The organism is Sneathiella sp., assembly GCF_036960985.1.
In the GTDB taxonomy this organism is placed as follows: domain Bacteria; phylum Pseudomonadota; class Alphaproteobacteria; order Sneathiellales; family Sneathiellaceae; genus Sneathiella.
In genome coordinates this window covers 37,552-61,223 of sequence record NZ_JBALWD010000014.1, presented here as the reverse complement: position 1 = coordinate 61,223, position 23,672 = coordinate 37,552, and the positions used below count along the sequence as shown (strand labels likewise).

The 23,672-nt window shown below is 46.9% G+C and carries 22 protein-coding genes and 1 pseudogene; 10 read left to right on the top strand and 13 right to left on the bottom strand.

From position 1 onward, the window contains the following. Positions 1-4: 4 nt before the first annotated feature. From V7723_RS10335 to V7723_RS10305, 7 genes are all read right to left on the bottom strand, one after another. Positions 5-547 (bottom strand): nitrous oxide reductase accessory protein NosL, encoded by a 543-nt coding sequence (locus V7723_RS10335; RefSeq protein ID WP_335684387.1) that lies wholly within the window; start codon positions 545-547, stop codon positions 5-7. Beyond that, positions 544-1,377, bottom strand: coding sequence for an ABC transporter permease subunit (locus V7723_RS10330; protein WP_335684386.1), 834 nt, complete (start codon positions 1,375-1,377; stop codon positions 544-546). Before V7723_RS10330 ends, V7723_RS10335 begins: the two co-directional genes overlap by 4 nt. Further along, positions 1,370-2,314 carry an ABC transporter ATP-binding protein gene (locus tag V7723_RS10325; protein ID WP_335684385.1) on the bottom strand — a complete coding sequence of 315 codons (945 nt, stop codon included), beginning with the start codon at positions 2,312-2,314 and terminating at the stop codon, positions 1,370-1,372. Before V7723_RS10325 ends, V7723_RS10330 begins: the two co-directional genes overlap by 8 nt. Then, positions 2,311-3,588 carry a nitrous oxide reductase family maturation protein NosD gene (locus V7723_RS10320; RefSeq protein WP_335684384.1) on the bottom strand — a complete coding sequence of 426 codons (1,278 nt, stop codon included), beginning with the start codon at positions 3,586-3,588 and terminating at the stop codon, positions 2,311-2,313. Before V7723_RS10320 ends, V7723_RS10325 begins: the two co-directional genes overlap by 4 nt. 4 nt (positions 3,589-3,592) lie before the next feature. Next, positions 3,593-5,491, bottom strand: a complete 1,899-nt coding sequence (nosZ, locus tag V7723_RS10315) for a TAT-dependent nitrous-oxide reductase (protein ID WP_335684383.1) — start codon at positions 5,489-5,491, stop codon at positions 3,593-3,595. Between the two features lie 47 nt (positions 5,492-5,538). Beyond that, positions 5,539-7,782, bottom strand: a complete 2,244-nt coding sequence (locus V7723_RS10310) for a 4Fe-4S binding protein (RefSeq protein WP_335684382.1) — start codon at positions 7,780-7,782, stop codon at positions 5,539-5,541. Positions 7,783-7,932: 150 nt separating this feature from the next. Continuing rightward, the gene (locus V7723_RS10305) at positions 7,933-9,117 is read right to left on the bottom strand and encodes an NnrS family protein (protein WP_335684381.1); all 1,185 of its coding nucleotides are present in this window, start codon (positions 9,115-9,117) and stop codon (positions 7,933-7,935) included. 186 nt (positions 9,118-9,303) lie between these two features. Here V7723_RS10305 and V7723_RS10300 point away from each other — a divergent pair, with 186 nt between their 5' ends. Further along, a complete protein-coding gene (locus V7723_RS10300) occupies positions 9,304-10,005 on the top strand; it encodes a Crp/Fnr family transcriptional regulator (RefSeq protein WP_335684380.1) in 702 nt (233 codons plus the stop codon). On the opposite strand, the gene V7723_RS19800 is transcribed toward V7723_RS10300, so the two are convergent. Both V7723_RS19800 and V7723_RS19795 read right to left on the bottom strand, forming a co-directional pair. After that, complete coding sequence (locus tag V7723_RS19800; protein ID WP_443024212.1) at positions 10,006-10,194, bottom strand: DUF1858 domain-containing protein; 189 nt, start codon at positions 10,192-10,194, stop codon at positions 10,006-10,008. It abuts the gene before it with no gap. 230 nt (positions 10,195-10,424) lie between these two features. Continuing rightward, a pseudogene (locus V7723_RS19795) lies at positions 10,425-10,688 on the bottom strand (DDE-type integrase/transposase/recombinase); the annotation flags it as partial. 227 nt (positions 10,689-10,915) lie between these two features. Here V7723_RS19795 and V7723_RS10295 point away from each other — a divergent pair. Together V7723_RS10295 and V7723_RS10290 are read left to right on the top strand one after the other, a co-directional pair. After that, positions 10,916-11,350: a GNAT family N-acetyltransferase gene (locus V7723_RS10295; protein WP_335684379.1), complete on the top strand. Its 435-nt coding sequence runs from the start codon at positions 10,916-10,918 to the stop codon at positions 11,348-11,350. A 109-nt stretch (positions 11,351-11,459) separates the two neighbouring features. Then, positions 11,460-12,323: a DMT family transporter gene (locus V7723_RS10290; protein WP_335684378.1), complete on the top strand. Its 864-nt coding sequence runs from the start codon at positions 11,460-11,462 to the stop codon at positions 12,321-12,323. 58 nt (positions 12,324-12,381) lie between these two features. Here the strand turns inward: V7723_RS10290 and V7723_RS10285 are convergent, their stop codons facing one another. From V7723_RS10285 to V7723_RS10275, 3 genes are read right to left on the bottom strand one after another with little or no spacing between them, the layout of a single operon-like run. Continuing rightward, positions 12,382-13,077, bottom strand: a complete 696-nt coding sequence (locus tag V7723_RS10285; RefSeq protein WP_335684377.1) for an IS6 family transposase — start codon at positions 13,075-13,077, stop codon at positions 12,382-12,384. A 57-nt stretch (positions 13,078-13,134) separates the two neighbouring features. Next, positions 13,135-13,836 carry a pirin family protein gene (locus tag V7723_RS10280; RefSeq protein WP_335684376.1) on the bottom strand — a complete coding sequence of 234 codons (702 nt, stop codon included), beginning with the start codon at positions 13,834-13,836 and terminating at the stop codon, positions 13,135-13,137. Positions 13,837-13,867: 31 nt separating this feature from the next. Next, complete coding sequence (locus V7723_RS10275; RefSeq protein WP_335684375.1) at positions 13,868-14,305, bottom strand: DoxX family protein; 438 nt, start codon at positions 14,303-14,305, stop codon at positions 13,868-13,870. Positions 14,306-14,427: 122 nt separating this feature from the next. On the opposite strand from V7723_RS10275, the gene V7723_RS10270 reads away from it, so the two are divergent. Beyond that, positions 14,428-15,327 (top strand): LysR family transcriptional regulator, encoded by a 900-nt coding sequence (locus tag V7723_RS10270; protein WP_335684374.1) that lies wholly within the window; start codon positions 14,428-14,430, stop codon positions 15,325-15,327. Positions 15,328-15,692: 365 nt separating this feature from the next. On the opposite strand, the gene V7723_RS10265 is transcribed toward V7723_RS10270, so the two are convergent. Beyond that, positions 15,693-16,619, bottom strand: coding sequence for a LysR family transcriptional regulator (locus V7723_RS10265; protein ID WP_335684373.1), 927 nt, complete (start codon positions 16,617-16,619; stop codon positions 15,693-15,695). A 125-nt stretch (positions 16,620-16,744) separates the two neighbouring features. Between V7723_RS10265 and V7723_RS10260 the strand changes: the two genes are divergently transcribed. The 6 genes from V7723_RS10260 to V7723_RS10235 all read left to right on the top strand — a co-directional run bounded on the left by V7723_RS10260 (position 16,745) and on the right by V7723_RS10235 (position 23,667). Then, a complete protein-coding gene (locus V7723_RS10260; RefSeq protein ID WP_335684372.1) occupies positions 16,745-17,602 on the top strand; it encodes a CoA transferase subunit A in 858 nt (285 codons plus the stop codon). Next, positions 17,599-18,378: a CoA-transferase subunit beta gene (locus V7723_RS10255; protein ID WP_335684371.1), complete on the top strand. Its 780-nt coding sequence runs from the start codon at positions 17,599-17,601 to the stop codon at positions 18,376-18,378. Before V7723_RS10260 ends, V7723_RS10255 begins: the two co-directional genes overlap by 4 nt. Positions 18,379-18,530: 152 nt before the next feature. Continuing rightward, on the top strand, positions 18,531-19,412 hold the full coding sequence (locus V7723_RS10250; RefSeq protein WP_335684370.1) for an intradiol ring-cleavage dioxygenase: 882 nt from the start codon (positions 18,531-18,533) through the stop codon (positions 19,410-19,412). A 14-nt stretch (positions 19,413-19,426) separates the two neighbouring features. Next, complete coding sequence (locus V7723_RS10245) at positions 19,427-20,488, top strand: maleylacetate reductase (RefSeq protein WP_335684369.1); 1,062 nt, start codon at positions 19,427-19,429, stop codon at positions 20,486-20,488. A 44-nt stretch (positions 20,489-20,532) separates the two neighbouring features. Further along, positions 20,533-21,609, top strand: a complete 1,077-nt coding sequence (locus V7723_RS10240) for a C4-dicarboxylate TRAP transporter substrate-binding protein (RefSeq protein WP_335684368.1) — start codon at positions 20,533-20,535, stop codon at positions 21,607-21,609. Beyond that, positions 21,610-23,667, top strand: coding sequence for a TRAP transporter large permease subunit (locus tag V7723_RS10235; RefSeq protein ID WP_335684367.1), 2,058 nt, complete (start codon positions 21,610-21,612; stop codon positions 23,665-23,667). Positions 23,668-23,672: the final 5 nt, after the last annotated feature.

The window sequence follows — 23,672 nt, the reverse complement described above, 5'->3', positions numbered from 1 at the left end:
CGGATCAATTCTCCACGTTTTCTTTTACCAAAGCACTGCCAGTCTCCAAAGGCTCCGGGAACAGACTGTCGGTTGGAATATCCGGATAGGAAACAACCCGTCCGCCATATAGCTGAGCGAATTGTTCTGCTTTTTTCTTAGTGCCAAACGGAACCACTTCCGTCATTCCCATGCCACCGCGCTTTACGCTTTCTATTACAAAGAAAGCGCTTTGAGCCTGCATCCAAATACCGTCAGTCTGCGGTTGTTCCCAACTTGTTGCCTGGCCCATATCATGGACATAAAACGCGACAATACTTTGCGCCTCGCCTGGTAGTTTCGTATAGGCGAGCGCGTCGCGAACGGCTGTGAACCAGAGTGGTCTTGCGCGCCCTTTTTCAAATATTTGAGCTTTTGGTCCTTCATGCTCGCTTAGGATCATTCCGCAATAGACACCCGTTGCCGCGTCAGTAAGGGCTTGAGGTGAAGGCGGGGTAGTTGGCGCTTCGTCGCATCCGAAAAGCAGACCTATCAACACAAAAGGCCAAACATTTTTTGTTAAATTCACACTGATCTCCTTTGAAACAAAAGACAGGATGCAGTGAGGGGTAAAACGACCCAAATGGCCAGAAGAGCCAATAGAACACTGCCGGAAACCTCTTGATCACCTCGAAGACCAGCCATTCCGGACAATATTGCTGTTTCATCGGTAGAGGTTAAATTGAACATTCGATAAGCGTCTGTTGGGTTTCCCAACATGATCCATTTTATTGCACTGTCGCTTAAAAAATTCGTCCCGCTTGCGCCTAGAACCCCCAAAAGCACCATGTCGAAAAGGACCACGAATAGCAGCCAAATACCGATGGCGCAGGCCGCAGCCGTTCCGCGCTCTTTCGCCCAGATACTGAGCAACATACCCAGGGCTAGAAAGACAGCGCCTAACAGAATGGATGAGAGCAGCAGCTTGAAGAAAGTGTTCCATTGTTGCTCAAGAAATGCGCTGTCACCTGCCACGGCAATTGCCAGTGTCGCCGTGCCATAGCCGACCACAATGGCAAAAGTCAGAATAAAAAGCTGCCCGGTGAATTTTCCAACTGCGATAGCCGGTCGTGTAACCGGATGCGCTAATAACAAGGTCAAGGTACCTCTTTCTTCCTCACCGACGATGCTATCATAGGACAGCAACAGTGCAATCAACGGAATGAAAAAGATGCTTAAAGAAGACAAGCTGACGACAGTGACAGACAGAGGACTGATATTGGTTGTCCCAATGGGCGCGCTTCCCAGTAGAGCCAGGACGAACGCCAAGCCTGCCATTATAATTGTCATGACAGTGATCCACCGGTTTCTATAACCGTCACGAATTTCCTTCGCCGCCAAAATCAACATGTTAGTCATTCGAACCTCCCATTTGGTCGGGCCGTGAATAGGCGGTATAGACTTGTTCCAGTGTAGGCTCTGTCACCACCATGTCAGCGATTTTTGTATTTGAGATTAAAATATGACGCATAAGCGCAAGTTTCTCTTCGGGCGAGCATCGAAAGACGAGTTTGTCTTTTGCCAGCCTAATCACTGTTATATCTGAGTGGGCGCAACCCGAAATTTTTTCACAGCCGGCAGGATCTGCCGTCACTGTTATCTGCACGGGCATCCCAATATTTTGCCGAAGAAAAGGAATAGACCCTTCGGCAACCAAGCGCCCACCATTGAGGATGGCAACTCGGTCAATGCGCTCATCTAATTCTGATAGAACGTGAGATGAAATTAGCACGGTGGCACCAGCTGATTTCTCTTCATCGATTATCTCATAGATGTTCTGGCGGGCGATGGGGTCAAGTCCGGAAGTTGGCTCATCCAGAACGAGAAGCTTTGGATTCCCGATCAGCGCCTGAGCCATGCCGAGACGTTGACGCATGCCTTTTGAATAGGTGCCGACTTTTCTATCTGCCGCCGCCAGTAGATCTACCCGATGCAGGAGGCTTTCGAAATCCAAGTGGGGTAGTCCTTTTAGCCGTGCATAAAAAGACAGCGTCTCACGGCCCGTCAGCGTTTTCTGGAAAAGCACCTGTTCAGGCAAGAAACCGATATGTCGACGCATTGGATTGAACGATTTGTCAGAAGGATTGGTACGAAGCACCCGGACCCTGCCTGAGGTTGGCTTGACGAGGCCCAGTATTATTTTGATAAGGGTGCTTTTTCCGGCGCCGTTATGCCCGACAAGGGCCAAACACTCACCGCTGGACAGCAATAGGTTAATATTCTGAACGGCAGAAATAGTGCGGTAATTCTTACAGAGCTCCGTGAGGCCAATGACGGGAGATTTCTCCATCTTCATTTTCTGACCTCCCTTGCCAGTTCCGATGGTATTTGCATGAGCGGATTGCTATCAATGACGCCGCCCGGATGCAAAGCTGGAAAGGCGGCTTGCGCATATTTGAGAAGCTGCACGGCTGGGCTATTTATCAACAACTTCGCTGACGGGAACTGCCAAATAATGCGGTCCGTTAGGTCGTTAGGTCTATAGATACTGTCAGCCAGACCATTGCGGTCCAAATCGAAGGCGGCATGGTCGGACCAGTAATTACCGATCCCGCCATCCGACCATTCCAGCCATCTTGTCCCCACATACTTAACCTGGGCCTGGTTATTGATAAACGCGTTGCCCGTCATGATATTGCGCTCAGACCCTGCCGTAAAATGCACACCTATGGCGCAGTCTGAGAAAAGATTTTCCGTAAAAAGGTTTTTGTTTGAATTGTAGATAAAGACGCATTTTTCAGGTCCACCCATGACGATGTTTCGCCGGGCAACAATTTTATTAGTGTAATTAAAGAGTAAGCCGCGGTCGCGATCTCCGTCCGAGATATTTCCTTCAACTAGCAAATCTGTCGACGACATCAGAGCATAACCAACAGTATTTCGACTGGAGTAATTGCCAGTTACTTCACTTTTGTTCGTGTACATATAGTGAATGGCGAAGCGCAGATCTTGCATCCGATTGTCCCGGAAGATATTTCTTTTGCTGGTCGTCACAAAGATGCCATCGCGACCAAACTGAATGCTGTTTTTTTCGACAATAGTGCCGGGCGCATTCCATATCTGGATACCATTACCACGTTCATTTACGCGCAAGTCCTGTCGCCCCGTTATCCGATTGTCGCGGATCAGAGAGTTTTTGGCACCGGAAACATAAATCCCGATCAGATTGTTGGAAATATTATTATTGTCGACGACCGCACCAGTTGCTGTTTTTTCGAGAAAAATTGCGCTGTCCTGTGTTTCGAGCGAAAGCCCGGAGCCGGTTACTGTTAGCCCGCGAATTTCAGTATTGGGCGCGGTAACAGTGATCACACTGCCTGTTTGATTACCCATGATCGTGGGATTGTTCACGCCGATCAGGGAAATAGACTTGGAGAGTATCAGCGGCCCATAAAAGATGCCGCCGGATATAAAAAGCGTATCGCCGTCCTTGGCGTCCGTGATCGCTCCGGTCAGATCTGTTTTGACGTAAATCTCCCGCGCTTGCGCACAGGTAAGCATGAGGACCACGGCGACAAGGGTAGTCGCCGCGACCTTTAGTTTCCAAAGATATGTCCTTTGGCGTTGCATGATGTTATGCGGGCTCGACGAGCATACGCCCGCGCATTTCCATATGCAGAGCATGGCAGAACCACTGACAATAGAACCAATGCACACCTGGGGCATCCGCGGTGAATGTCACAGAAGCCGTCTGCAACGGCCCTATTTCCATGGCTACACCGTAGTTGGAGATTGTAAAACCATGGGTCAGGTCATCTACATCATCGATATTGGTGATGATAACAGTGACTTCATCACCTTGCTTTACCGTGAACTGATCAAGAGAAAAAGCAGGCGCAGCGGAGTACATGTAAACTCGTACCTTGTTGCCATCCCGAATGACCGTATCAGCATCTTCCAAATCCTCGATGCCGTCTGCTTTGGCTTGCGCCTTGATCGCATCAAACATCGGATCTTCGCGGTTATATATGTTATCCGGATTGACTATGGAACGCTGAACGATAATACAGTCATGAGGCTCGGCAAACGTCGGGCCATCATGAACAATGACCATTTCGTCACCGGAAATATCGATCAACTGTTCGCTTTCTGGTTTCAACGGTCCGACATTGATATATCGATCTTTCGAAAACTTGTTCAACGAGATCAGCCATTTGCCGTCGGCATCCTTTGTTTCGCCCATCGAAGTGTGGTTATGGCCTGGTTGATACTGGACATCGATTTTTTGTACGATTGGATCGACTTTTTCACCAGAAAAACTCCGGATAGCCTTGTCGATATCCCATTTGCATATCTGACTATCGAGGAACAGCGTTGTATAGGCATTGCCGCGTCCGTCAAATGCGGTGTGAAGCGGGCCAAGACCCAGTTCCGGCTCAGCGACAACCGCGTCCCTTGGCTTGATCTTATCTGCAAAAAGGGCAGGGAGCTTGGCCATTTCGATAACTGATACGGTCGGTGATAATTTTCCATTAATCATCATGTATTTGCCATCTGGTGAGGCATTGACACCATGTGGGCTGTTTGAAATGGGTATGTAACGGGTGTATTTTGACCCTTTGCGGCCATCCAGTACCGGTACATCTCCTTCATATTTCTTGAAATCGCCGGCGGCTACACCGGCCTCAATTGCGGCAATATCAAAAACAACGACCCAGTCCTGCTCATTCTCGGTCATCTCTGACAAAGTGACGCCTTCTTCGGAATTGTAGCAACTGGCGACCGCATATTTACCTTGATAATCCGCATCGACATTGTCGAGGTTACCATCAACGATGACCTGCCAAGGTACCGTCATTTCCTCGCCATCAATCGCGGAAAATACCGCGTGATACTTAGATGGGTCATCGAGAACGGTTCCATCATTTGGAAGCGGTACGCGATGTTCACCATTGGCGAAAATATATTTGGTCTTCGGGAATTTTTGTGGGCGTAAGCCATGAATATCTGCGGCGTTGGGCACGGAAATAATTTTGTCGACTTTCATAATATCCATACGAATTCGGGCAACCCGGGTATTCGCTTTGTCATTCACCCAGATATAACGTCCGTCATAAGAACCGTCAGTGAAGGACATATGGGGATGATGGGTATCACCATTTGATGGAAAACCGCCTTTGTCTTTCCAGAATGCTGTTTCGCGCGGAAGCATGTTTTCGGTTAGTATTTTTATGCTTTCATTTGTTTGTCCCCATCCTGTTGCACTGCAGCGGTTGAATACAGGAATTCTCATCAGTTCACGCATGGAGGGAAGCCCCAGGATCCTTACTTCACCAGACTGTCCGCCACTCCAGAAGCCGTAATATTCATCTAGATCGCCGGGCGCCACATCGCTTTTTGCGCCAGCGGCATGAGCGGTTGGGATCGGCAGCAAACCGACCCCGCCTACAACACCTAATCCTGCGGCGACGGCGGAACCACTTAACAGTGATCGACGGGATACATCCGCCATTTTTAAAGTGTCATCAGTCATATCTGTTCTCCTTATGAAAAATTTAAAAAGTTTGTTTCACGTGATTTTCAATCGATTCCTCTGGTTTCGTTGAGCCGCCGCGGTTTTCGGTACAGTGGATCTTCACCAATATCGGAAACTTTTATTGACGCTCCCATTTTTCGGGATTTGGCGAGTGCATGGATAACAACCGGGCAGGCGTCCTGGTCGTAATAGAGCTGTTGGCAATGCAGGCAGTTGAGGCACTCATTTGGATTGATATTGCCCCGTGGATCAATGGCCTGAACCATACATTCCTGTGCGCATTTATGGCAGGGGTCGCCGCAGTTGTTATAGCGTTTGAGCCAGTTAAACATAGCGAGCTTGCCCGGTATCGCCAATGCCGCCCCAAGCGGGCAGAGATAGCGACAGAAGAAGCGCTCAATGAACAGGCCGGCAAAAAGCAGAGAAAAAACGAACATCAGGTATGGCCAACCGCGCATGAACCGCAGGATAATTGACGTCCGGAAAGGCTCAATTTCCGCAAGCGTTTCTGCCAGATGCAGAGAGTAGACAGACAAGCCGAGCAAGGCGAGGAAGATGATATACTTGATCGGCCATAGCCGTTCATGCAGCCACCAGGGCACTGTGATCTGCTTTATGCCTACCAGCTTGGCGAGTTTGTTCGTCAGCTCCTGCAACGCGCCAAAGGGGCATAGCCATCCGCAGAACGCACCGCGCCCCCAAAATATCAGGGAAACAGCGACCGAGCACCAGAGAATGAAGATGAGGGGTTCCATCAGGAAGAACTGCCACTGGAAACCTGACAGCAGGGCGTTGGCAAAGACAAGAATATTAACAACGGAAAGCTGGGCCTGCGCGTAAAACCCGATAAAGAACAAGGTGAAAATCAGAAACCCAATCCGAATGCGATCGGTTAGAACCCGGCGCTGGACAATCTGATTTTGAACAAAAAACAAAGCGGTCAATAGGACGATGGCAGCAACCAAAATGGTAATTTCAGGAATTTTCTGCTTCCAGATACGCTGCCACAGAGCATTTGAGGCGGCGATATCTTCCAGATTGTCGATTTGTGATGACGTGGTAACGGGCGCGGGGGGCGTTTTCGTTTTGACATATTTTGCCGGTAACTGGTAATCTAGATCGGCAGCGACGAAGACTTTTTCCAGAGCCCCGATTGCGCGTTGCAGCAGCAATTGCAGCTGCCACGGTTCGGTAGGGTCAAAAATTGCCCCTTTGGGGGTACGGAACAGAGCGACTTCCTTGAAATCCGGAGCGCCTTCCGTTGCCACACGACCCAGGTTTTTATATCCGCGGTCCGTAAATCTGAAGGCTTCGCCGGATTGAACAACCTGGATACGATCAAAAATTCCACCCCGGACATAGCCTGATCCGCGGAAGGAATATCGACCACTTCCCATAATCAGAAATGCCTGTTGATCTGGCTTCAATTTCTTCTGCAGATTGGCATACTCGCGCTCACCCAGCAGGCTCAGCGCAATGCTCGGAATGGCCAGCGAAGCGGCGTAAAGATCTATGTAAGTCTCTTCGTCAACGCCTTTTTCCGGTCGCCCAATGGCTTTGGCATTGCCCTGTGTTTCAAACGCTTTATTCACGTTACCAACACTAATATGCAAGCGGCGTACGGAGCCGTCTCCGACAAGGGTTTGCCAGTCTTCGGTGGTCGTCTCACCGGGCACTAGAGATTTTTTTACCCTGGGTGTTGTGGACCGGCTTTTGAGGCCGCGCAGACCAAGTGCGGCGGCGGCCCGAACGGCGGCACGCTTGATGCTGTCGTCAATAACCATGACGGTAACAGTGGCGCCTGAAACAATATCTACGGGGGGCGGTTCACCCCCTTTTTCTTGCGCCAGAGTGATAATGTCGATGCCGTTGTATCCGGCAATAAAATCTATGATCTTTTGCTCAGGGATCCCGGACAGAATAATTGGTTCGGCATGATCGAGTAATCTTGCAGCGGATACGATGCCATCTTTGGCCATTGCTATTATTACAACGATCGGCTTACCGGAATATCCTATGGCACTTACAAAATCTGTGTTCAGAAAGGTATATCCCACAATGTCCGCATCTTTAAGGACGGGGATGATTGGAATATTCTCAAGTTGATCGCCGTAACCGGTAGCCCCTTCAAATAATTCAGCAGGTGGGATATCGGCCAGATACCCGGATATATTCTGAATTTCTCCCCCACGAACAAGGTTAATGCTCAGAAATGATCCAAAAATACCGACAAGTAGCAGCAAAAGAACGGCTCGCAAATCCCTGATTTTTGGAAGTCGACACATCATACAAAACCCATTGTCCAATTTCAGTACCGTCTTCGGAACGCCGTGGTTTTCACGGCAAAATGCAAGATCCTTCAGGTAGGCCCTATGAATACGGGAAAATGTGAGACGCTTAATTGATCTAAAACAAACTTCTCGAGGAATTATGTGCGATCAACTCCCGGGTTTTTGCTTCAGGAAAAGAGGCGCAAAAGAAAGGCCGAAGCCAACAAAGGCGAAAAACCACGTGGCTGCGGACAAATTGAGCCATAGATCAATGTTGTTTTCATCAAATTCAGCAATGATGCGGCAAAAGGCAGCAAGGAAGACAGATGCGAAGATTGCCTTTGCCATTTTTCCAGTTGTTATTACTTGCCCGGAATGACCGAGTGTTGCCCTGAGCATGACGGACAAGGTCATGCCACCAACGGCGCCGATCGCCAACGCATGGATTCCAACGAGAGGACTAACAAATTCGGGAGCGAAGCTGTTGAATGCAATAAGGGAAAACCCGATAGGGATAAAAAAGTAACTCACATGCAGCACCGTCACCAGTGGCTCCCTCAACGTTCTGTCTCCCGCCCAACGGAAGAGCCGAATAACCTGCAAGACGGCGGCAATGGCCATCAGGACAGCGGGTAAATCTCCTGTGCCGAATATGACCCAAACAGCAAGTGCAACCGCGCTAAAGGCAATGCTAAGCAAATCAAAGCGGCTGAAGGTAATGGGTAATCGACCGGGGTTTTCCCGCACCAGCCAGTTACGCGTGAAGCTTGGAATAATTCTGCCGCCGATGATCATGATTAATAGAATAACCGCTGCCATTGCCAATCTACGGCTGACATCGCTTATGTCCGAATAATGGGCTTCAAGATGAAAACCGGCATTTGCGAAGAGTAACAAGATTAAGGGATAGAGCACCGTGAGATTTCGCCAGTTTTTCCCTGATATAATCTCATTTGCCAGCACGCCCAGGATGCTCGCGATAAAGAGAAGGTCAATACTCATCGCGGTAAACCAGCCGATATGAGTAGAGAATGTCACAGCAATGCGCCCCGCCAGCCATATGAGGACCAGTATAAAAAGCGGCCATCCCCGAACCGGCATCCTGCCAGTCCAGTTTGGCACAGCAGTGAAGAGGAAGCCCGTTATGACCGCAGCAAGAAAACCAAAAAACATTTCGTGGATATGCCAGTCGACAGCGGCAAATTCTGACGCAAGTTCCAGTTCCCCGTAAAAAAGAGGAAGCCACAGGACAACTGAAAATCCGGAATACAACGATCCAAAGAAAAAGAACGGTTTGTAGCCGTAACTGAGGAGGGCAGGGCCTTGATAGTTTTTTAATTTTGGAGTTGTCATTAGAAACCTTACGAAATTGGGCGTGAAAATATCTTTTCCGTAAGGGAATGAGCAGTTATAAGCGTTGCGAAGGCAGCGGTCTTGCGCATACTGTATCCTTTGGAATAAATACTTATCCTGATACAGAAACCTATCAGATCAATAAAATTTGAATTTGCGCTTTAACAAACATGGTAAAGGAATTCTATGTCGGCACTCGATGTTTCACTAGTTGCGGGTATTCCTTCCTTTCGGGGAATCGAAGCTGCAGACTTGAAACAACTTTTGACTGATGCAAGGTCCAGAAGGTATGAAAAAGGTGAGGCCATTTTCAATCAGGGTGGGGATGCACATTCGTTTTTCCTCTTACTTGATGGGTATGTTCGTGTTTCTCGTTTAACCGCCGAAGGTGATCAAATTATTGTCCGCTATATTTGCAGCGGCGAATTGTTTGGCATCGCGCAAGCCCTCGGCCTGAACAAATATCCAGCCAACGCCGTGGCGGCCGTTGATTGCATCGTACTTTCATGGTCCGATAATTATTGGAATGTCATTACGAAAAAGCATCCGACTTTCGCGACCAATACCTATCAAACGGTGGGCGCGCGTTTGCAAGAGTCGCAGGAGCGGCTTGTTGAATTGTCAACAGAGCGAGTGGAGCAGCGGGTTGCGAATGCGGTTTTGAATCTTGCACAACAAACAGGCCGAAAAACTGATGAGGGAATCCTTATAGATTTTCCTATCTCTCGTAAGGATATTTCAGAAATGACCGGAACAACCTTGCATACTGTTTCCCGGCTATTAAGTTCCTGGGAACAGCACGGAATATTAACCAGTGAAAGAAAAAGAATTACAGTGTTGGAAGGCCATCAGCTAGCCATAATTGCGGCTGGGGATCGTTCTAAATAGTCACTCACTAGGGGCGGTCGCGGCATTGTTAAGGTCTAATAGAAGCTGGACGGTATCCAGATCGTGTTCCTTAGCTGCGTAATCGACAGAGTGGTATGTTGCCAGCGCGCAGCCTATACATAACATATGATTCTTGACGAAGATTTGGATAGTTTGCGGCCATTCACGCATGACCTCATCTACAGACATGTCTAGAACAATACCACAATTTTTAGTCGATGAACTTTCCATAATAAAGGCTTTTCTAGCAGCAAAAAGCAAACATCGTCTTTGTTGTTCCGCAAACAATCCGGCGTTGTCACATTAACTTACGGTAGGCGTCAAGAAGGCACTGCCAGAGTAAAATATCCAAGCGCTAAAAAGAAGCGCAGTGTAACTTTTCAGGCAGCGAACTGACGCCAGTCTGCAAGAGCAGCTTCTCAATTAAGTTTGAATTGTTGTCGGCAAGTGAGATGGCGTTCCAAATTAAAATGAGTATGAATTGAAGAATGAATAGAGACGAATTTCTGAAGAGATTTCTCACTCCTGAATTTGATCATCGCGCGTTCTCGTCGTCGGAAAGGTAGATGCGAATTTTCAGCTCGACTGTTCACTCACCGATCGGTTTCCTGTCGGTCCGCGTTGCTTATTTCTTTCATTGCTGCTCGATAGGAGCGAAGCTTATCCGTCACAATAACCATCGGACGGTATTGTCACATTAACTTTTTAATCGCAATATCTCGATGCCCGTTAAAATGCGGGTGTTGTTTTTAATGAATTTATGGGTTCTGTATTTCTACAATAAAGTTAAATTAGGCAAGTATTGAGTTAATGTGACAACACCTAGAAAACTGCGTTCAATTAGAATATTTCAGCGCCGGTGGTGCTCACAAGTATTACGAAATTACTTACAAAGTAGGGGAACTAAGTTGTGACAATACGAAGAGTTAAAATCGGTGATCGTGAAGGATGGGATCCTTTGTGGAAAGGTTACCAAAATTATTATGAAGTGGACTTGACGGAAACAACGGAAAACACATGGCAACGTTTTATGGAGCCTGATGCCAATGGTCCTTTTTGTCTGGTATGTGAAGGTGAATCAGGTGAACTGATTGGATTTACCACTTATGTTTTTCATGCTCATACGTGGCATCCTGAGCCTAGATGCTATTTGGTCGATCTCTTCACCACGTCAAATCTGCGTGGAAAAGGCGTAGGTCGTGCGCTGATAGAGGCAGTTTATGAAAAAGCTGATTTGCACAATTGTTCACAGGTTTACTGGCTTACTCAGGATTTCAACGAGGCAGGTCGAAAGCTCTATGATAAGGTTGCAAAATTGACGCCCTTTGTCAAATACCAAAGGTGAGTATCTAACCTACTTTGCCTTTAGTCCGCCACCTTAGACATCTTGATTTAAGGCACACCTAAACCGTGGAGAATTCAATTTGCTGGGTCGGTCTGGATACTCATCTATTATGTTTGTTGTTTTGATTGGTCTCTTGTGGGGACTAAATTGGCCAGCAGTCAAATTCATGTTAACCGAAATGCCGCCGTTTACGATCCGAGCAATTGCGTTCCTATTTGCCGCCATTATATTAGCATTCATTGCTTATGTGCGAGGCCAGAATTTGTTGCCCGCAACCCGTGACGTTCTGCCAATCGTTATCACAGGGCTCTTAATTATTTTTGGTTTCAATATCTTGACCGCGTTTGGCCAGATGGTAACGGAAACTTCTAAAGCAGCTATTATTGCGTATACTATGCCCGCGCTGACAGCGGTATTTGCTTCGGTTGTATTGGGCGAAAACCTTGAGGCACAGCACAAAGTCGCGTTGGTTTTAGGTATGGCTGGTATTGGTGTTCTCGCATCCGAAAACTTTGGCGCCTTGTTAAGCGATCCAACTGGTCCAGTCATTATGTTTTTTGCTGCTTTTACCTGGGCGCTTGGAAATGTTGCTTTAAAGTCCCGTACTTGGAGTTTATCGGCATTGCCTCTGACAGTATGGTTCCTTGCTGTTTCCAGCATCGTGTGTTGGCCGCTTGTCCTACTATTTGAACCACCTTGGGAACAAAGCGTGCCATCGGCCTCAGTTTTACTGACACTTCTATATCACACTGTTGGTCCTATGGTAGTTTGCTACACATTGTGGACTATATTAGTCGATAGATTGCCAGCGACAGTTGCAGCTATCGCGACATTGCTGGCGCCAATCGTTGGCGTTTCATCAGCCGTTATTCTCCTGGGGGACCAATTGACATGGCAGAAAATAGCGGCTCTATCTTTGATTTTAGTGTCGATTAGTATGACTCTCGCCAAGCGTACGGAAACCGACAGCTAATTCTGTGGCATTGTCACATTAACTTGCGGAAGGCGCTGAGAAGCCTCAATAGAAATATTTAAGCTGCAGCGCATGCAGTCGCCCAAACGTCAAATGCTGCGGCACGACATTGCTTGAGGTGAGATCGATTTCTTAGGTGACGTTGGACGTAAAAGCTATTGTAAGTGGCTGAATGTATATTGAGAAATCTTTGAGCAGATCCGGGTGAATTAAACTTCTGCATTTTTCGCTCTCTTCGTCTGACAGGAAGATGAGAATTTTCCGCCCAATTATTGAACCGTTTGTTATCAATATGCTCAGCATTCAAGTCCAGAGTTCGAAACGCTTTGCGATAAGATTTAAATTTATCTGTTACCATGTGGGTTGGCGCATTGCCTTGTTTCTTGAGTAGTTTACGCATCAGTTTCAAGGCAGCTTTAGCGTTTCGTTTTGGCTGTACAAGGAAATCCAGCACTTCTCCTTCGCTATCAACGGCACGCCAAAGGAAATGGCGCTTTCCTCGGATGTTGATGACCATTTCATCCAGATGCCATATGTCATTGGGAATAGGGCGGGAAGATCTCAGATTTCGTGCAATTGGTGTACCGAATTTCTGGAACCATTGCCAAACCGTTTCGTACGAAATATCCAGGCCTCGTTCGGCCAGCAGGTCTTCTACAATCCGATAACTCAACGTAAAATGAGCGTACAGCCAGACTGCATGCTGAATGATACAAGGCGCGAAGCGATGCCGAGAATATGAGATCTTTTGCATCGGTGGAGATTAGTTCAGCATCGATTTTCTCGCCACTAAGTTAATGTGACAATCCCGTTATTTGGAGTAAGAATTCGGGACATCAATGGCCAACACTTCAGCGTCTGATAAGGCCTTGATCTTAAACGATTGCCTATCTGTAATTTGGACGCCGTCGCCTTTTCTAATTTCCCGTCCGTTTATTTCGAGGCAGCCTTCGGAGACAAGTAAATAGATTTGATGGATAATCGGGTGGTCAATAATTGTAGCTTTCTCTAATCTACCTGCATAAATATAAGCATCTTGATGGATAGAAAGTGGCGCTTCACCGTTTCCTGACACTAAAAGAGATAGTTTGTTTTTTACCGGATCTTTCGGGAAAGCATGGCTATTCCAGTCCGGATCGACACCGCGTTTATTTGGTTGGATCCATATTTGGTAGATGTTGGTATCGACATCTTCCAAATTATATTCGGAATGGAAGACACCGCGCCCAGCGCTCATCACCTGCACATCACCGGCTTCAGTCCGCCCTTTATTGCCATGGCTATCGCGATGGGTAATTGCACCTTTGCGAACATAAGTGATAATTTCCATGTCCCGATGAGGGTGCGTATCAAATCCCGTTCCTGCTTTTATAACATCGTCGTTGATCACGCGGAGGGCCCCAAATTCCATCCGTTTGGGATTATGATATTCAGCGAAGCTAAAATGATGCCGTGCTTCGAGCCAGCCATGCTGTGCATGACCTAACTCTTCATATGGATTAATTGTAATCATAATAAATTTTCCATTTTTACTAATTATCTGATTAAACTTTGAGAGCGTCCGGAACTAGTCTGTCAATGATCGGTAACGTGCGGAACGCAAATGCTCCATTTCCCTGCATTGCAACAGTGACGGCAAGAACGACCAAAAGAGCCGGAAATTCCCAACCGCCACCAGCGTTACTAAACACCCAACCATTGCCAATATGTGCCCATGTCGCGCCAATCAATATTGGAAGGCTAAGGAGTGCCGTTAAGCGTGAATAAAATCCAAATATTAATGCGATCCCACCAACCAATTCACCTAGGATAGTCAAATAGGCAAAAATAGCGGGTAGCCCGATACTTTCAAAAAAACCGATAGTACCAGGAATAGTAAATACAAATACCTTTAGTAGACCATGGGCTAACAAAATGCTTCCTAATGCGATGCGCAATGTAAACGCACCGTAGTTTTGTGGACTAGTGTCATATGTAGTCATTGATCTTCTCCATAAGAAGGTAAATTGGATTATCATTGTTCTGATGGGTTGTAATATATAGGTTCCAATATTAATGATAATATATATTGTGCTAATATGATTAATTCCATAAAGGAACTAATATGGATCATATTTCGCGTATTTCTATCTTTCTTACCGTTGTGAAACATCAAAGTTTTGCGGGGGCCGCACGCTCAATGGGCATGACAGGTCCGGCGCTCAGCAAACAGGTGCAAGCATTGGAAGATCAGTTGGGTGTACGGTTACTTCACCGAACAACGCGACAGATTTCTTTGACAGAAGAAGGCGAAATTTTTCATAATCGCGCTCGTATTGCCCTCGATGATCTCGACGAAGTTGAACGTCAAATCCAAGATTTAAAAAGTTCGCCAACGGGTCATTTGAAAGTCAATGTGCCAACGACGTTTGGAAAACAATATCTAACAAAGCCAATTGCGGCTTTCGTGAAGGCGTATTCTGAGGTTCAAATGGAGATCGATTTTGATGATCGAAAAGTAGATGTCATTGGTGAAGGGTACGACGTGGTTGTTCGTATCGGAACATTGGAGGATTCGTCTCTTATCGCTCGGCAACTAGCGCCTTGCCCAATTATACTATGCGCCAGTCCGGCCTTTCTTAGTCATCATGGTATACCTGAAATTCCAAATGAACTATTAAAACTTCCCGCGGTCCTTTTCAGTAAACACGGTAATATCAATGAATGGCGTCACATTGATGAAAATGGTGTTAAAGGCAGTACAGAACTCAACAAAGTATTCGCAACCGATAGCGCGGAGATGATGTTGGAGGCCTGCCTTGAAGGAATAGGCGTGGCTGTATTGCCAATTTTTTCTGTAGCCACATACCTGGATTCAAACCAACTGATACGCGTTCTCCCTCAATACCACACCGATCCTGAGCTCATTATTCACGCCATCTTTCCGCAAAACCGCCACCTCTCTGCTAAAGTACGTCTCTTCGTAGATTGGCTCTCAAACAGTTGCAAGGCTTTGCCGTGGTGACACCCGCTTCGACATTAGATACTAAAACCCTTATGTGGTTTTCATCATGGAAATTTCATGTTTTTGAATCTGCACAAGCATGTCCTTGATGGCATTGTCACATTAACTTGCGGAAGGCGCAGAGAAGGCTCAATAAAAATATTTAAGCTGCAGCGCTTGCAGTTGCCCAAATGCCAAATGCTGCAGCGCGACATTGCTTGAGGTGAGATCGATCAAATGAAGCCGGAGACAAAAGTTAATGTGACAACACCCTTGGACGAATTAAATCATCAAGTCCGAAAAACCGCCCGCGCATGAACATGCTGCTTTTCATGGCATATGATTGTTTGATTTAAGATGGTTGAGGCCGTTATATAGACGAAGCTCTAACGTCCCCAAACAACTACATTTTCGTGGCGCCGGATTAAATCCTGGCTCTCTTTAAAACTCGTAACGAGAAATTCTGAAAACCGGTCAATGGCAGGCGTCTTTGCGACAAGATTTGATCTAAGCATACCTATAAATCTTTTTGGATGATCAAGTTCCAGCGGAAGTGCTTTAATGTCTCCTACATCTCGTAAAGAGAAAACAACGGAATACGGTAGGACTGTCAGGCATTCTGATCTTTTAAGATGATTGATGACGCTTGCTAGTGTTGTTGCAGAATAATTGATCTGAATACGGTCTGCACCCATGGACAAAAGCGCACTTTTTAAGTCTGATAATAGAGGGCTATTCGGGGGGGGTGCGATCCATGGATAGGACACGAGCATTTCGGCTGTAAGATGTGGTTCGCAGACGAGTGGGTGATCGTGACGGCAGGCAATAATGTTACGAGATTCAATCAACGGAATGAATTCGAAATCAAGATCATGGTTCATTAGATCAATTGGGCAAATTGCAAGATCAATCTGCGCACTCCGCGCCAGTGCGATTAAATCAGCCGTATAACCATTGATCTGATCAATTCGTACTCCCGGATTGACGGCTTGAAAGTCGGCAATTGTGCCGGACACCATTGCATCCATAAAGTAAGGCGGACCACCAATCCGGATGGATCCTTCCTGACCGTCCCGAAACTGCTCAATTCGTTCAGACGCTTTTGCCGTCGCAGAAGAAATTGCGCGGCCTTGTTCGGCGAGCATCAATCCGATTGGCGTTGGCTGAAGTGGTCGCCGCCTACGAATAAATAGCATTTCACCTAGACGCTTCTCTAGCTCTATTATAGTACGCGAAAGAGCCGGTTGCGTCGTGCCTAATCGAGCCGCCGCTTCGGTAAAGCCACCGGCATCAATGATCGTGGCTAATTGCATGAGATGTCGTGGATCTACGTACATACCAAATTGTTATCTAAATCATCTCGAACATTATTTTTTCATATTAAACAGACCACCTATACTTAATCAAGAACAACATTTAGGTATCGAAAATAATACAGATGACAAATTTTCTCAGCCTTACCGACGCGGTTTCGCAAAATCTTAACCACGGGGACACTGTCTCTTTCGAGGGATTTACACATCTCATTCCGCATGCTGCGGCACATGAAGCTATACGACAGCAATTTACCAATCTTACTTTGGTCAGGATGACACCTGATATCGTTTATGACCAAATGATTGGAATGGGTATGGCCAAAAAGGTGATCTTTTCTTATGCGGGAAATCCGGGTGTCGGTCTATTGCGGCGCTTTCGGGATGCAGTTGAGAACGCATGGCCGGCGCCACTTTCAATTGAGGAGCATTCCCATGCAGCTATGGCCAATGCCTATGAAGCAGGTGCGTCAGGACTACCTTTTGCCGTGTTTCGAGGGTACCGTGGGGCAGGCCTGAAAGACGTAAATGCCAATATTAAGTCTATCCGATGCCCGTTTACGGGCGAAGAACTTGCCGCGGTTCCAGCTCTCAACCCAGACGTTACTTTTATCCACGCGCAAAAGGCAAATCGCAAGGGTGATGTCCTCATCGAGGGAATTATTGGCGTTCAAAAAGAAGCGGCTCTGGCGGCAAAGCGTGCGGTTGTCACGGTCGAAGAGATTGTAGAGGACTTCGATGATATTCATCCTAATGCCTGCATTCTCCCTAACTGGACAATTTCTGCGGTTTCTGTCGTTCCAGGCGGTGCCCATCCATCATATGCCCACGGTTACTATGAACGTGACAACGCGAGTTATATTCAATGGGATGAAATTGCATCAGATCGAGAACACTTCCTTTCCTGGATGACGGAATTTGTTCTGGATGCGATGCCGGAAGATTTAAACGACCGAGTTGCAAAGTTCAGGAGGATAGTATGACCGATTTTGCTTTCACTGCAGACGAAATGATGATCATCGCTGCATCACGAGCTCTAAAGAATGAAGACGTCTGTTTTGTCGGCATCGGTGCACCCTCCGCGGCATGCAATGTTGCGCGCTTGTCACATGCTCCAGACATAACTTTAATTTACGAAAGCGGAACTATTGGAACCGCACCCTCGGTTTTGCCACTTTCCATTGGTGACGGGGAGCTTTGCGAAACCGCCGTTACAACAGTTTCGGTGCCAGAAATGTTTCGTTATTGGTTGCAGGGAGGGAGGATTTCTATTGGATTCCTGGGGGCAGCCCAAATGGATCGCTTTGGCAACATCAATACAACAATTATTGGCGATTATAAAAATCCTAAGACGCGGCTGCCAGGAGGGGGCGGCGCTCCGGAGATAGCAACTTCTTGCGGTGAAATATTCATAACAATGAAGCAATCTTTGCGGGGCATGGTCGAAAAAATCGATTTCTTTACGTCCTACGGCCACGGTGCTGGGAACGACGAGCGCCACGAGTTTGGTATCACAACAAAAGGGCCTAGCCTGCTTGTCACCGATCTCGCGATCTGGAAGCCTGATCTTGTAACCAAAGAATTCACGGTATCGTCCTTACATTCAGGCGTTACACGCGAACAAGTGCAAGAAACGTGTGGATGGCAAGTGCGTTTTTCAGAAAACGTTGCGACCACACTCCGACCAACACCAGACGAACTGTTAGTCCTGCGGAATCTTCAGCATCAAACGAAGATTGCTCATGGGCAGGTAACGTGAAGATTGGAAATTTACTATATCAAAATGATATGTAAATCTTAAATATCATTATTTTTTAATATTTTGGGTTTCGTTATAATTGCAAATAGAAACATCTCTTGGCCGAAACTATTGTGGCTCAATGGCAAAAAATGGGGAAAAGGAAACCGACAATGGATCCGATCGATTATTTTACAGAAGAAAATTCAGCAGATGTTGTCATTGCACGGATCAAAAATGCAAATGATAAACGTCTGGCAGCAGTTATGGAGGTATTCGTTCGGCACCTTCACGCTGCAGTGAAAGAAATCGAACCTACCTATGACGAATGGGAGCGGGCAATTTGGTTCCTTACCGCCACAGGGCAAATTTGTGACGATAAGCGGCAGGAATGGATTTTACTTTCTGATGTTTTAGGAGTGTCGATGTTAGTTGATGCCATCAACACGCGCCGCCCTGAAGGGGCAACAGAAAATACAGTTCTCGGGCCATTCCACGTAGAGGACGTACCGCATCGAGAAATGGGAAGCAGCATTTCAGATGATGGGAAAGGCGAGCCGCTTTATGCTTCAGGACGGGTTGTTGACGTTGATGGTAATCCTATCAAGGGAGCCGTCATTGATACATGGCAGGCGAGCCACGATGGATTTTATGATAACCAGCAGCCGGACGTCCAGCCCGAGCATAATTTGCGGGGGATCTATAAAACCGGAGCGGACGGTCGCTATTTCTATCGCTCAATCAAACCTTGTTATTATGGAATTCCCAAGGATGGGCCGGTCGGAAAATTACTGCTAGGCCTCAACCGTGGCAATACTCGGCCGGCTCATCTTCATTATATCGTATCAGCGCCGGGATTTGAGACCGTCACAACCCATATTTTTGTCAACGATGACCCCTATCTGACAAAAGATGCCGTGTTCGGCGTCAAACAAAGCTTGATTGGGAATTTTGAGCATCATGATGATGTTGAGAAAGCGGCCAAGCTAAACATTTCAAATCCTTATTGGTCTGTGGAATATGATTTCGTCCTTACGGCGTCACAGCAGAACTAGCCGGATCGATCTAGATGAATAATTTTCAATATATTTCTTTGCCTTCCAAAATCATATTTGGATCCGGGGCTATAAGCAAAACAGCTGCAGAGATTGAGGCGCTCGGCTGTAAGAAGGCATTTTTGCTGTCAACGCCTTTTCAGGCAGATGACGTAAATAAAATGGCACATCAACTTGATAATAAATGTGCTGGTGTCTTCCACAATGCGACCATGCATACTCCAACCGACGTTACGGAAACGGCACTGCATGAACTGGCGAACACCAAAGCTGACTGCATCGTTGCTTATGGTGGTGGATCGACGACAGGCCTTGCAAAGGCAATTGCATGGAGAACAGATCTTCCGCAAATTATTATTCCGACATCTTATGCGGGATCTGAAGTCACACCCATTCTAGGTCAAACCGAAAATGGCGTCAAAACAACCATAAAGGATCCGAAAATTCTGCCGGAAGTTGTCATTTATGATCCGGATTTGACAATGAGCCTGCCACCTAAGATGACAACGACAAGTGGCCTGAATGCAATAGCTCATGCTGCCGAGGCACTCTATGCACAAGATCGAAATCCAATATCATCTCTTATGGCCTTAGACGGCATTCAGGCAATGATCCGTTCGCTACCGATAATTCAGGGCGATCCACAAAATGTTGAGGCCCGAGAAGATGCCCTTTATGGAACTTGGCTATGCGGCACTGTTTTAGGCTCTGTCGGTATGGCGCTACATCATAAACTTTGCCATGTAATCGGCGGAACCTTCGATTTGCCGCATGCTGAAACGCACGCTGTAATATTGCCTCACGCGATGGCGTTTAACGCGGCGGCCGTCCCGGAACTCTTAAGACCTATTGCTGATGCCCTGCAAACGGATAAGCCGGGTCTAGGTCTGTATAACTTTGCGAAGTCTCTCAACGCTCCAACCACGTTGAAGGAACTAGGGATGCCTGAAGAAGGGATTGATCGGGCAGCTGAAATCGCAATCGCGAATCCATATTGGAATCCACGGGAAATGGAACGGGATTCAATAAGAAGGCTTATTGAAAAAGCCTATCACGGTATTCCGCCTGCTCGATGAGGAATGCAACTATAAAATTTAATTGAAAAATCTGGGAGTAAACTATGAAAACATTATTGGGGAAATTAGCTGCGGCCTCCGTCGTCGCAGTAGGCATAGCAGCGTCTTCAGGGGCAGCAAGTGCACTGGAAACTATTAGGCTCACAATAGCGTCTAGTCACCCTACGGCCGTTCCTTGGGTCGGGGTGATGAAAGATCATGTTGTTCCAGAAAGCAATAAGAAGCTTGAAGCCATGGGCTCTGATTATCGCATCAAATGGACAGAATCTTATGGCGGGGCATTGTTCAAGTATGACAAAACATTAGAATCTGTAAGAGATGGTATTACTGATGTTGGGTGGGTCGGCACGTTGTGGGAAGAATCTCAAATGCCGCTACAAAACGTGACTTTTCATACGCCATTCGTTTCTGACGACTTGCCGAAAATACTCGCCTTGATGAACCAGCTTCACAAAGACGTTCCTGAACTTAACGAAGCTTGGGAAAAACAAAACCAAGTCTTTCTAGGGGCAAGTGGCATAGAAACCTATCACTTGTTGACCAAAGAACCTGTGAAGAGCTTGGTAGACTTAAAAGGAATGAAAATTATTGCGGCTGGATCTGTTGGCAACTGGCTGAAGGGGACAGGCGCCGCGCCGGTAAACGCAGGACTGCCGGGATTTTACAATTTGCTCAAAACTGGTGTTGCTGACGGCGTCTTAATTGCTTTTTCCGGAGCCTTTCCTTTTAAACTTTATGAAGTCGCACCAAATATTACCAAAGTTGGAATTGGTGCGCAAATGACCGGCGGTATGACGATCAATAAATCCAAATGGGACAAGCTCCCAAAGGACGTGCAACAAGTTCTGATCGAGCTTGGCGAGGAATACACCGTAATACATGCTGAGAAGCTGATGAAACTGGCCGGTATATTCGAAGCAAAAATGGTAGAAGCAGGGGCGACTGTTACAGTATTAAGCGATGAAGAGCGCTTAATGTGGGTAGAAACCTTACCTGACTTGGCAAGTGAATGGCGCGACGCGAGCGAAAGTCAGGGTGCTGCCGCAACAAAGGTATTGGATGCTTATATGGAGGGTGTTCAGAAGTTAGGTGTAACGCCTTCACGTAACTGGGGCCAGTAAGTGGGCTCTTTATTGAAACAGTTGGCTGTGGCGGCAGGATTGCCGCCGCAGCATTCTTTACCCATTTCCTGGGGTCGGAATATCTGGTGGACGGGTCGGCGTCCTTTCCATGCTTTGGGTAGTTTTGGCGCATTACTGAACGGGATCGGTACGCTTTGGATCGTTGCATTGATGGTTATCATCTGTGCTGACGTATCGGCTAGGTATTTCTTTGATTATCCATTGCCCAGAGTTCCTGAATTTGTTGGCTACTCGATCGTCGCGATTGTTTTTTTACAAATGTCCAATACGCTCAGAAGATTGAAGCTGACCCGTGCGGATGCGTTTATCGACTATCTTCTCGTGGCGTATCCAACGGCGGCCAGTATTTTTAATGCTGTTTTTCATCTTTTTGGGGCTGGCGTGTTTGCACTGATAGCCTGGGGCCTTACGCCCGATGCTCTCAATGCGTTTGAAACCAAGGAATATTTCGGGCAACAAGGAGAACTGACAATCCTCGTCTGGCCATTCAAGGCAATAATGGCCTTTTGTGCGATAATTACGACTATTGAGTTTTTAGTACAAACCGGTGATTTCGTCCGCAAAGCAATTGTTAATGAGCCTGATCATCCAGACGCCAGACCGGAGGCTCCCAAAGGCTGGTGGGCTGTTGTTGGGCTTGGTCTCTTTTTCATTGTCGGGTTTGTATTTCTAAGTCCAGAATTAGAACCAATGTCAATCGGACTCATTTTGATAGCAGCTATGCTTGGCCTTATACTTGCGGGCATGCATATTGGCGTTGCCCTTATTCTTTTGTCCTTCATTGGTGCGTGGTTGATCCGGGATGATTTTTTCACAGCTGTAAGTCTTCTAAAAATAGCCTCCGCAGGCGCGATTCAGGATCAATTATTTGGCGTCATTCCGTTATTCGTGCTGATGGGGATGCTTGTCAATGTTGGCAATATTGGAAGGGACACGTTCGAAGTATGCCAATGGTTAACTCAAAAAATTGCAGGCGGACTAGGTGTCGCGACCGTAGTTGCTAACGCAATATTTGCGGCAATTACCGGTGTATCTATTGCCTCCGCAGTAGTCTTCACAAAAGTTTCAGTGCCGCCAATGATGGAGCATGGATATACGGCAAAATTCTCCGTAGGGATTGTCGCAGGTAGTTCCGTGTTGGGGATGCTCATTCCTCCGAGCTTATTGCTTATTGTCTACGGCGTCCTCGCGGAAGTTTCCGTTGGTGCTCTTTTTACTGCGGCTGTTGCGCCTGGCATCCTTTTATCCTTATGTTTTTGTATCGCTATCATATTTATTTGTAAGTTTTGGCCGAGCTTTGCTGGGCAACCACATGTGCCAATTGTAGAAAATATACCGCGAGCGTGGAGCAAGAAAGATGAGGCGCATGAAACACTGAAATCCGCGACGATCAAAATGGCTCCCATCGTCGTTCTTATTGTAGCGGTGTTGGGGGGTATTTATGGCGGAGTTTTCACGCCCACGGAAGCGGGTGCCGTTGGTGCTTTCTTTGCCTTTATTATTGTGTGTCTAAAGGCGATATTTAATCCCGGAATGCTATCGGGCCGCATTATTTGGAATATGCTTGTTGATACTGGGCATGTCTCGGTCTCGATCTTGTTCTTGATTATCGGCGCTAACATGTACACCAGAATGATTGCGCTTTCAGGATTACCCGGAGAAGTCATAGACATGATTACGACCGCAGATCTGGGTTTCTACGGGATCATTATAGTATACCTTATCGTCGTGTTGATAATGGGTATGGTGCTGGATTCTGTTTCAATTATGCTCATTACTCTCCCGCTAATCTTGCCAACATTGGCGGCTTTTAATGCAGACTTGATCTGGTTCGGAATTGTCAGTGTTGTCGCCGTCGAAATAGGATTGTTGACGCCGCCGCTGGGACTCACTGTTTATGTCGTGAAAGCCGCGCTTGGTAACACAAAAGTAACTCTTGGTGAAATATTCGCGGGTGCTTTTCCGTTCGTTTTGATCATGATTTTAGTGACCGCTTTATTGGTCATTTTCCCCCAAATTACAGAATTAACCCGTTGAGGATA

Excerpts from the sequence above, each read along its gene's own strand:
- V7723_RS10330 (WP_335684386.1), bottom strand. The coding sequence starts at position 1,377 with ATGACTAACATGTTGATTTTGGCGGCGAAGGAAATTCGTGACGGTTAT.
- V7723_RS10325 (WP_335684385.1), bottom strand. The coding sequence starts at position 2,314 with ATGAAGATGGAGAAATCTCCCGTCATTGGCCTCACGGAGCTCTGTAAG.
- V7723_RS10320 (WP_335684384.1), bottom strand. The coding sequence starts at position 3,588 with ATGCAACGCCAAAGGACATATCTTTGGAAACTAAAGGTCGCGGCGACT.
- nosZ (WP_335684383.1), bottom strand. The coding sequence starts at position 5,491 with ATGACTGATGACACTTTAAAAATGGCGGATGTATCCCGTCGATCACTG.
- V7723_RS10310 (WP_335684382.1), bottom strand. The coding sequence starts at position 7,782 with ATGATGTGTCGACTTCCAAAAATCAGGGATTTGCGAGCCGTTCTTTTG.
- V7723_RS10305 (WP_335684381.1), bottom strand. The coding sequence starts at position 9,117 with ATGACAACTCCAAAATTAAAAAACTATCAAGGCCCTGCCCTCCTCAGT.
- V7723_RS10300 (WP_335684380.1), top strand. The coding sequence starts at position 9,304 with ATGTCGGCACTCGATGTTTCACTAGTTGCGGGTATTCCTTCCTTTCGG.
- V7723_RS19800 (WP_443024212.1), bottom strand. The coding sequence starts at position 10,194 with ATGTCTGTAGATGAGGTCATGCGTGAATGGCCGCAAACTATCCAAATC.
- V7723_RS10290 (WP_335684378.1), top strand. The coding sequence starts at position 11,460 with ATGTTTGTTGTTTTGATTGGTCTCTTGTGGGGACTAAATTGGCCAGCA.
- V7723_RS10285 (WP_335684377.1), bottom strand. The coding sequence starts at position 13,077 with ATGCAAAAGATCTCATATTCTCGGCATCGCTTCGCGCCTTGTATCATT.
- V7723_RS10280 (WP_335684376.1), bottom strand. The coding sequence starts at position 13,836 with ATGATTACAATTAATCCATATGAAGAGTTAGGTCATGCACAGCATGGC.
- V7723_RS10275 (WP_335684375.1), bottom strand. The coding sequence starts at position 14,305 with ATGACTACATATGACACTAGTCCACAAAACTACGGTGCGTTTACATTG.
- V7723_RS10270 (WP_335684374.1), top strand. The coding sequence starts at position 14,428 with ATGGATCATATTTCGCGTATTTCTATCTTTCTTACCGTTGTGAAACAT.
- V7723_RS10265 (WP_335684373.1), bottom strand. The coding sequence starts at position 16,619 with ATGCAATTAGCCACGATCATTGATGCCGGTGGCTTTACCGAAGCGGCG.
- V7723_RS10260 (WP_335684372.1), top strand. The coding sequence starts at position 16,745 with ATGACAAATTTTCTCAGCCTTACCGACGCGGTTTCGCAAAATCTTAAC.
- V7723_RS10255 (WP_335684371.1), top strand. The coding sequence starts at position 17,599 with ATGACCGATTTTGCTTTCACTGCAGACGAAATGATGATCATCGCTGCA.
- V7723_RS10250 (WP_335684370.1), top strand. The coding sequence starts at position 18,531 with ATGGATCCGATCGATTATTTTACAGAAGAAAATTCAGCAGATGTTGTC.
- V7723_RS10245 (WP_335684369.1), top strand. The coding sequence starts at position 19,427 with ATGAATAATTTTCAATATATTTCTTTGCCTTCCAAAATCATATTTGGA.
- V7723_RS10240 (WP_335684368.1), top strand. The coding sequence starts at position 20,533 with ATGAAAACATTATTGGGGAAATTAGCTGCGGCCTCCGTCGTCGCAGTA.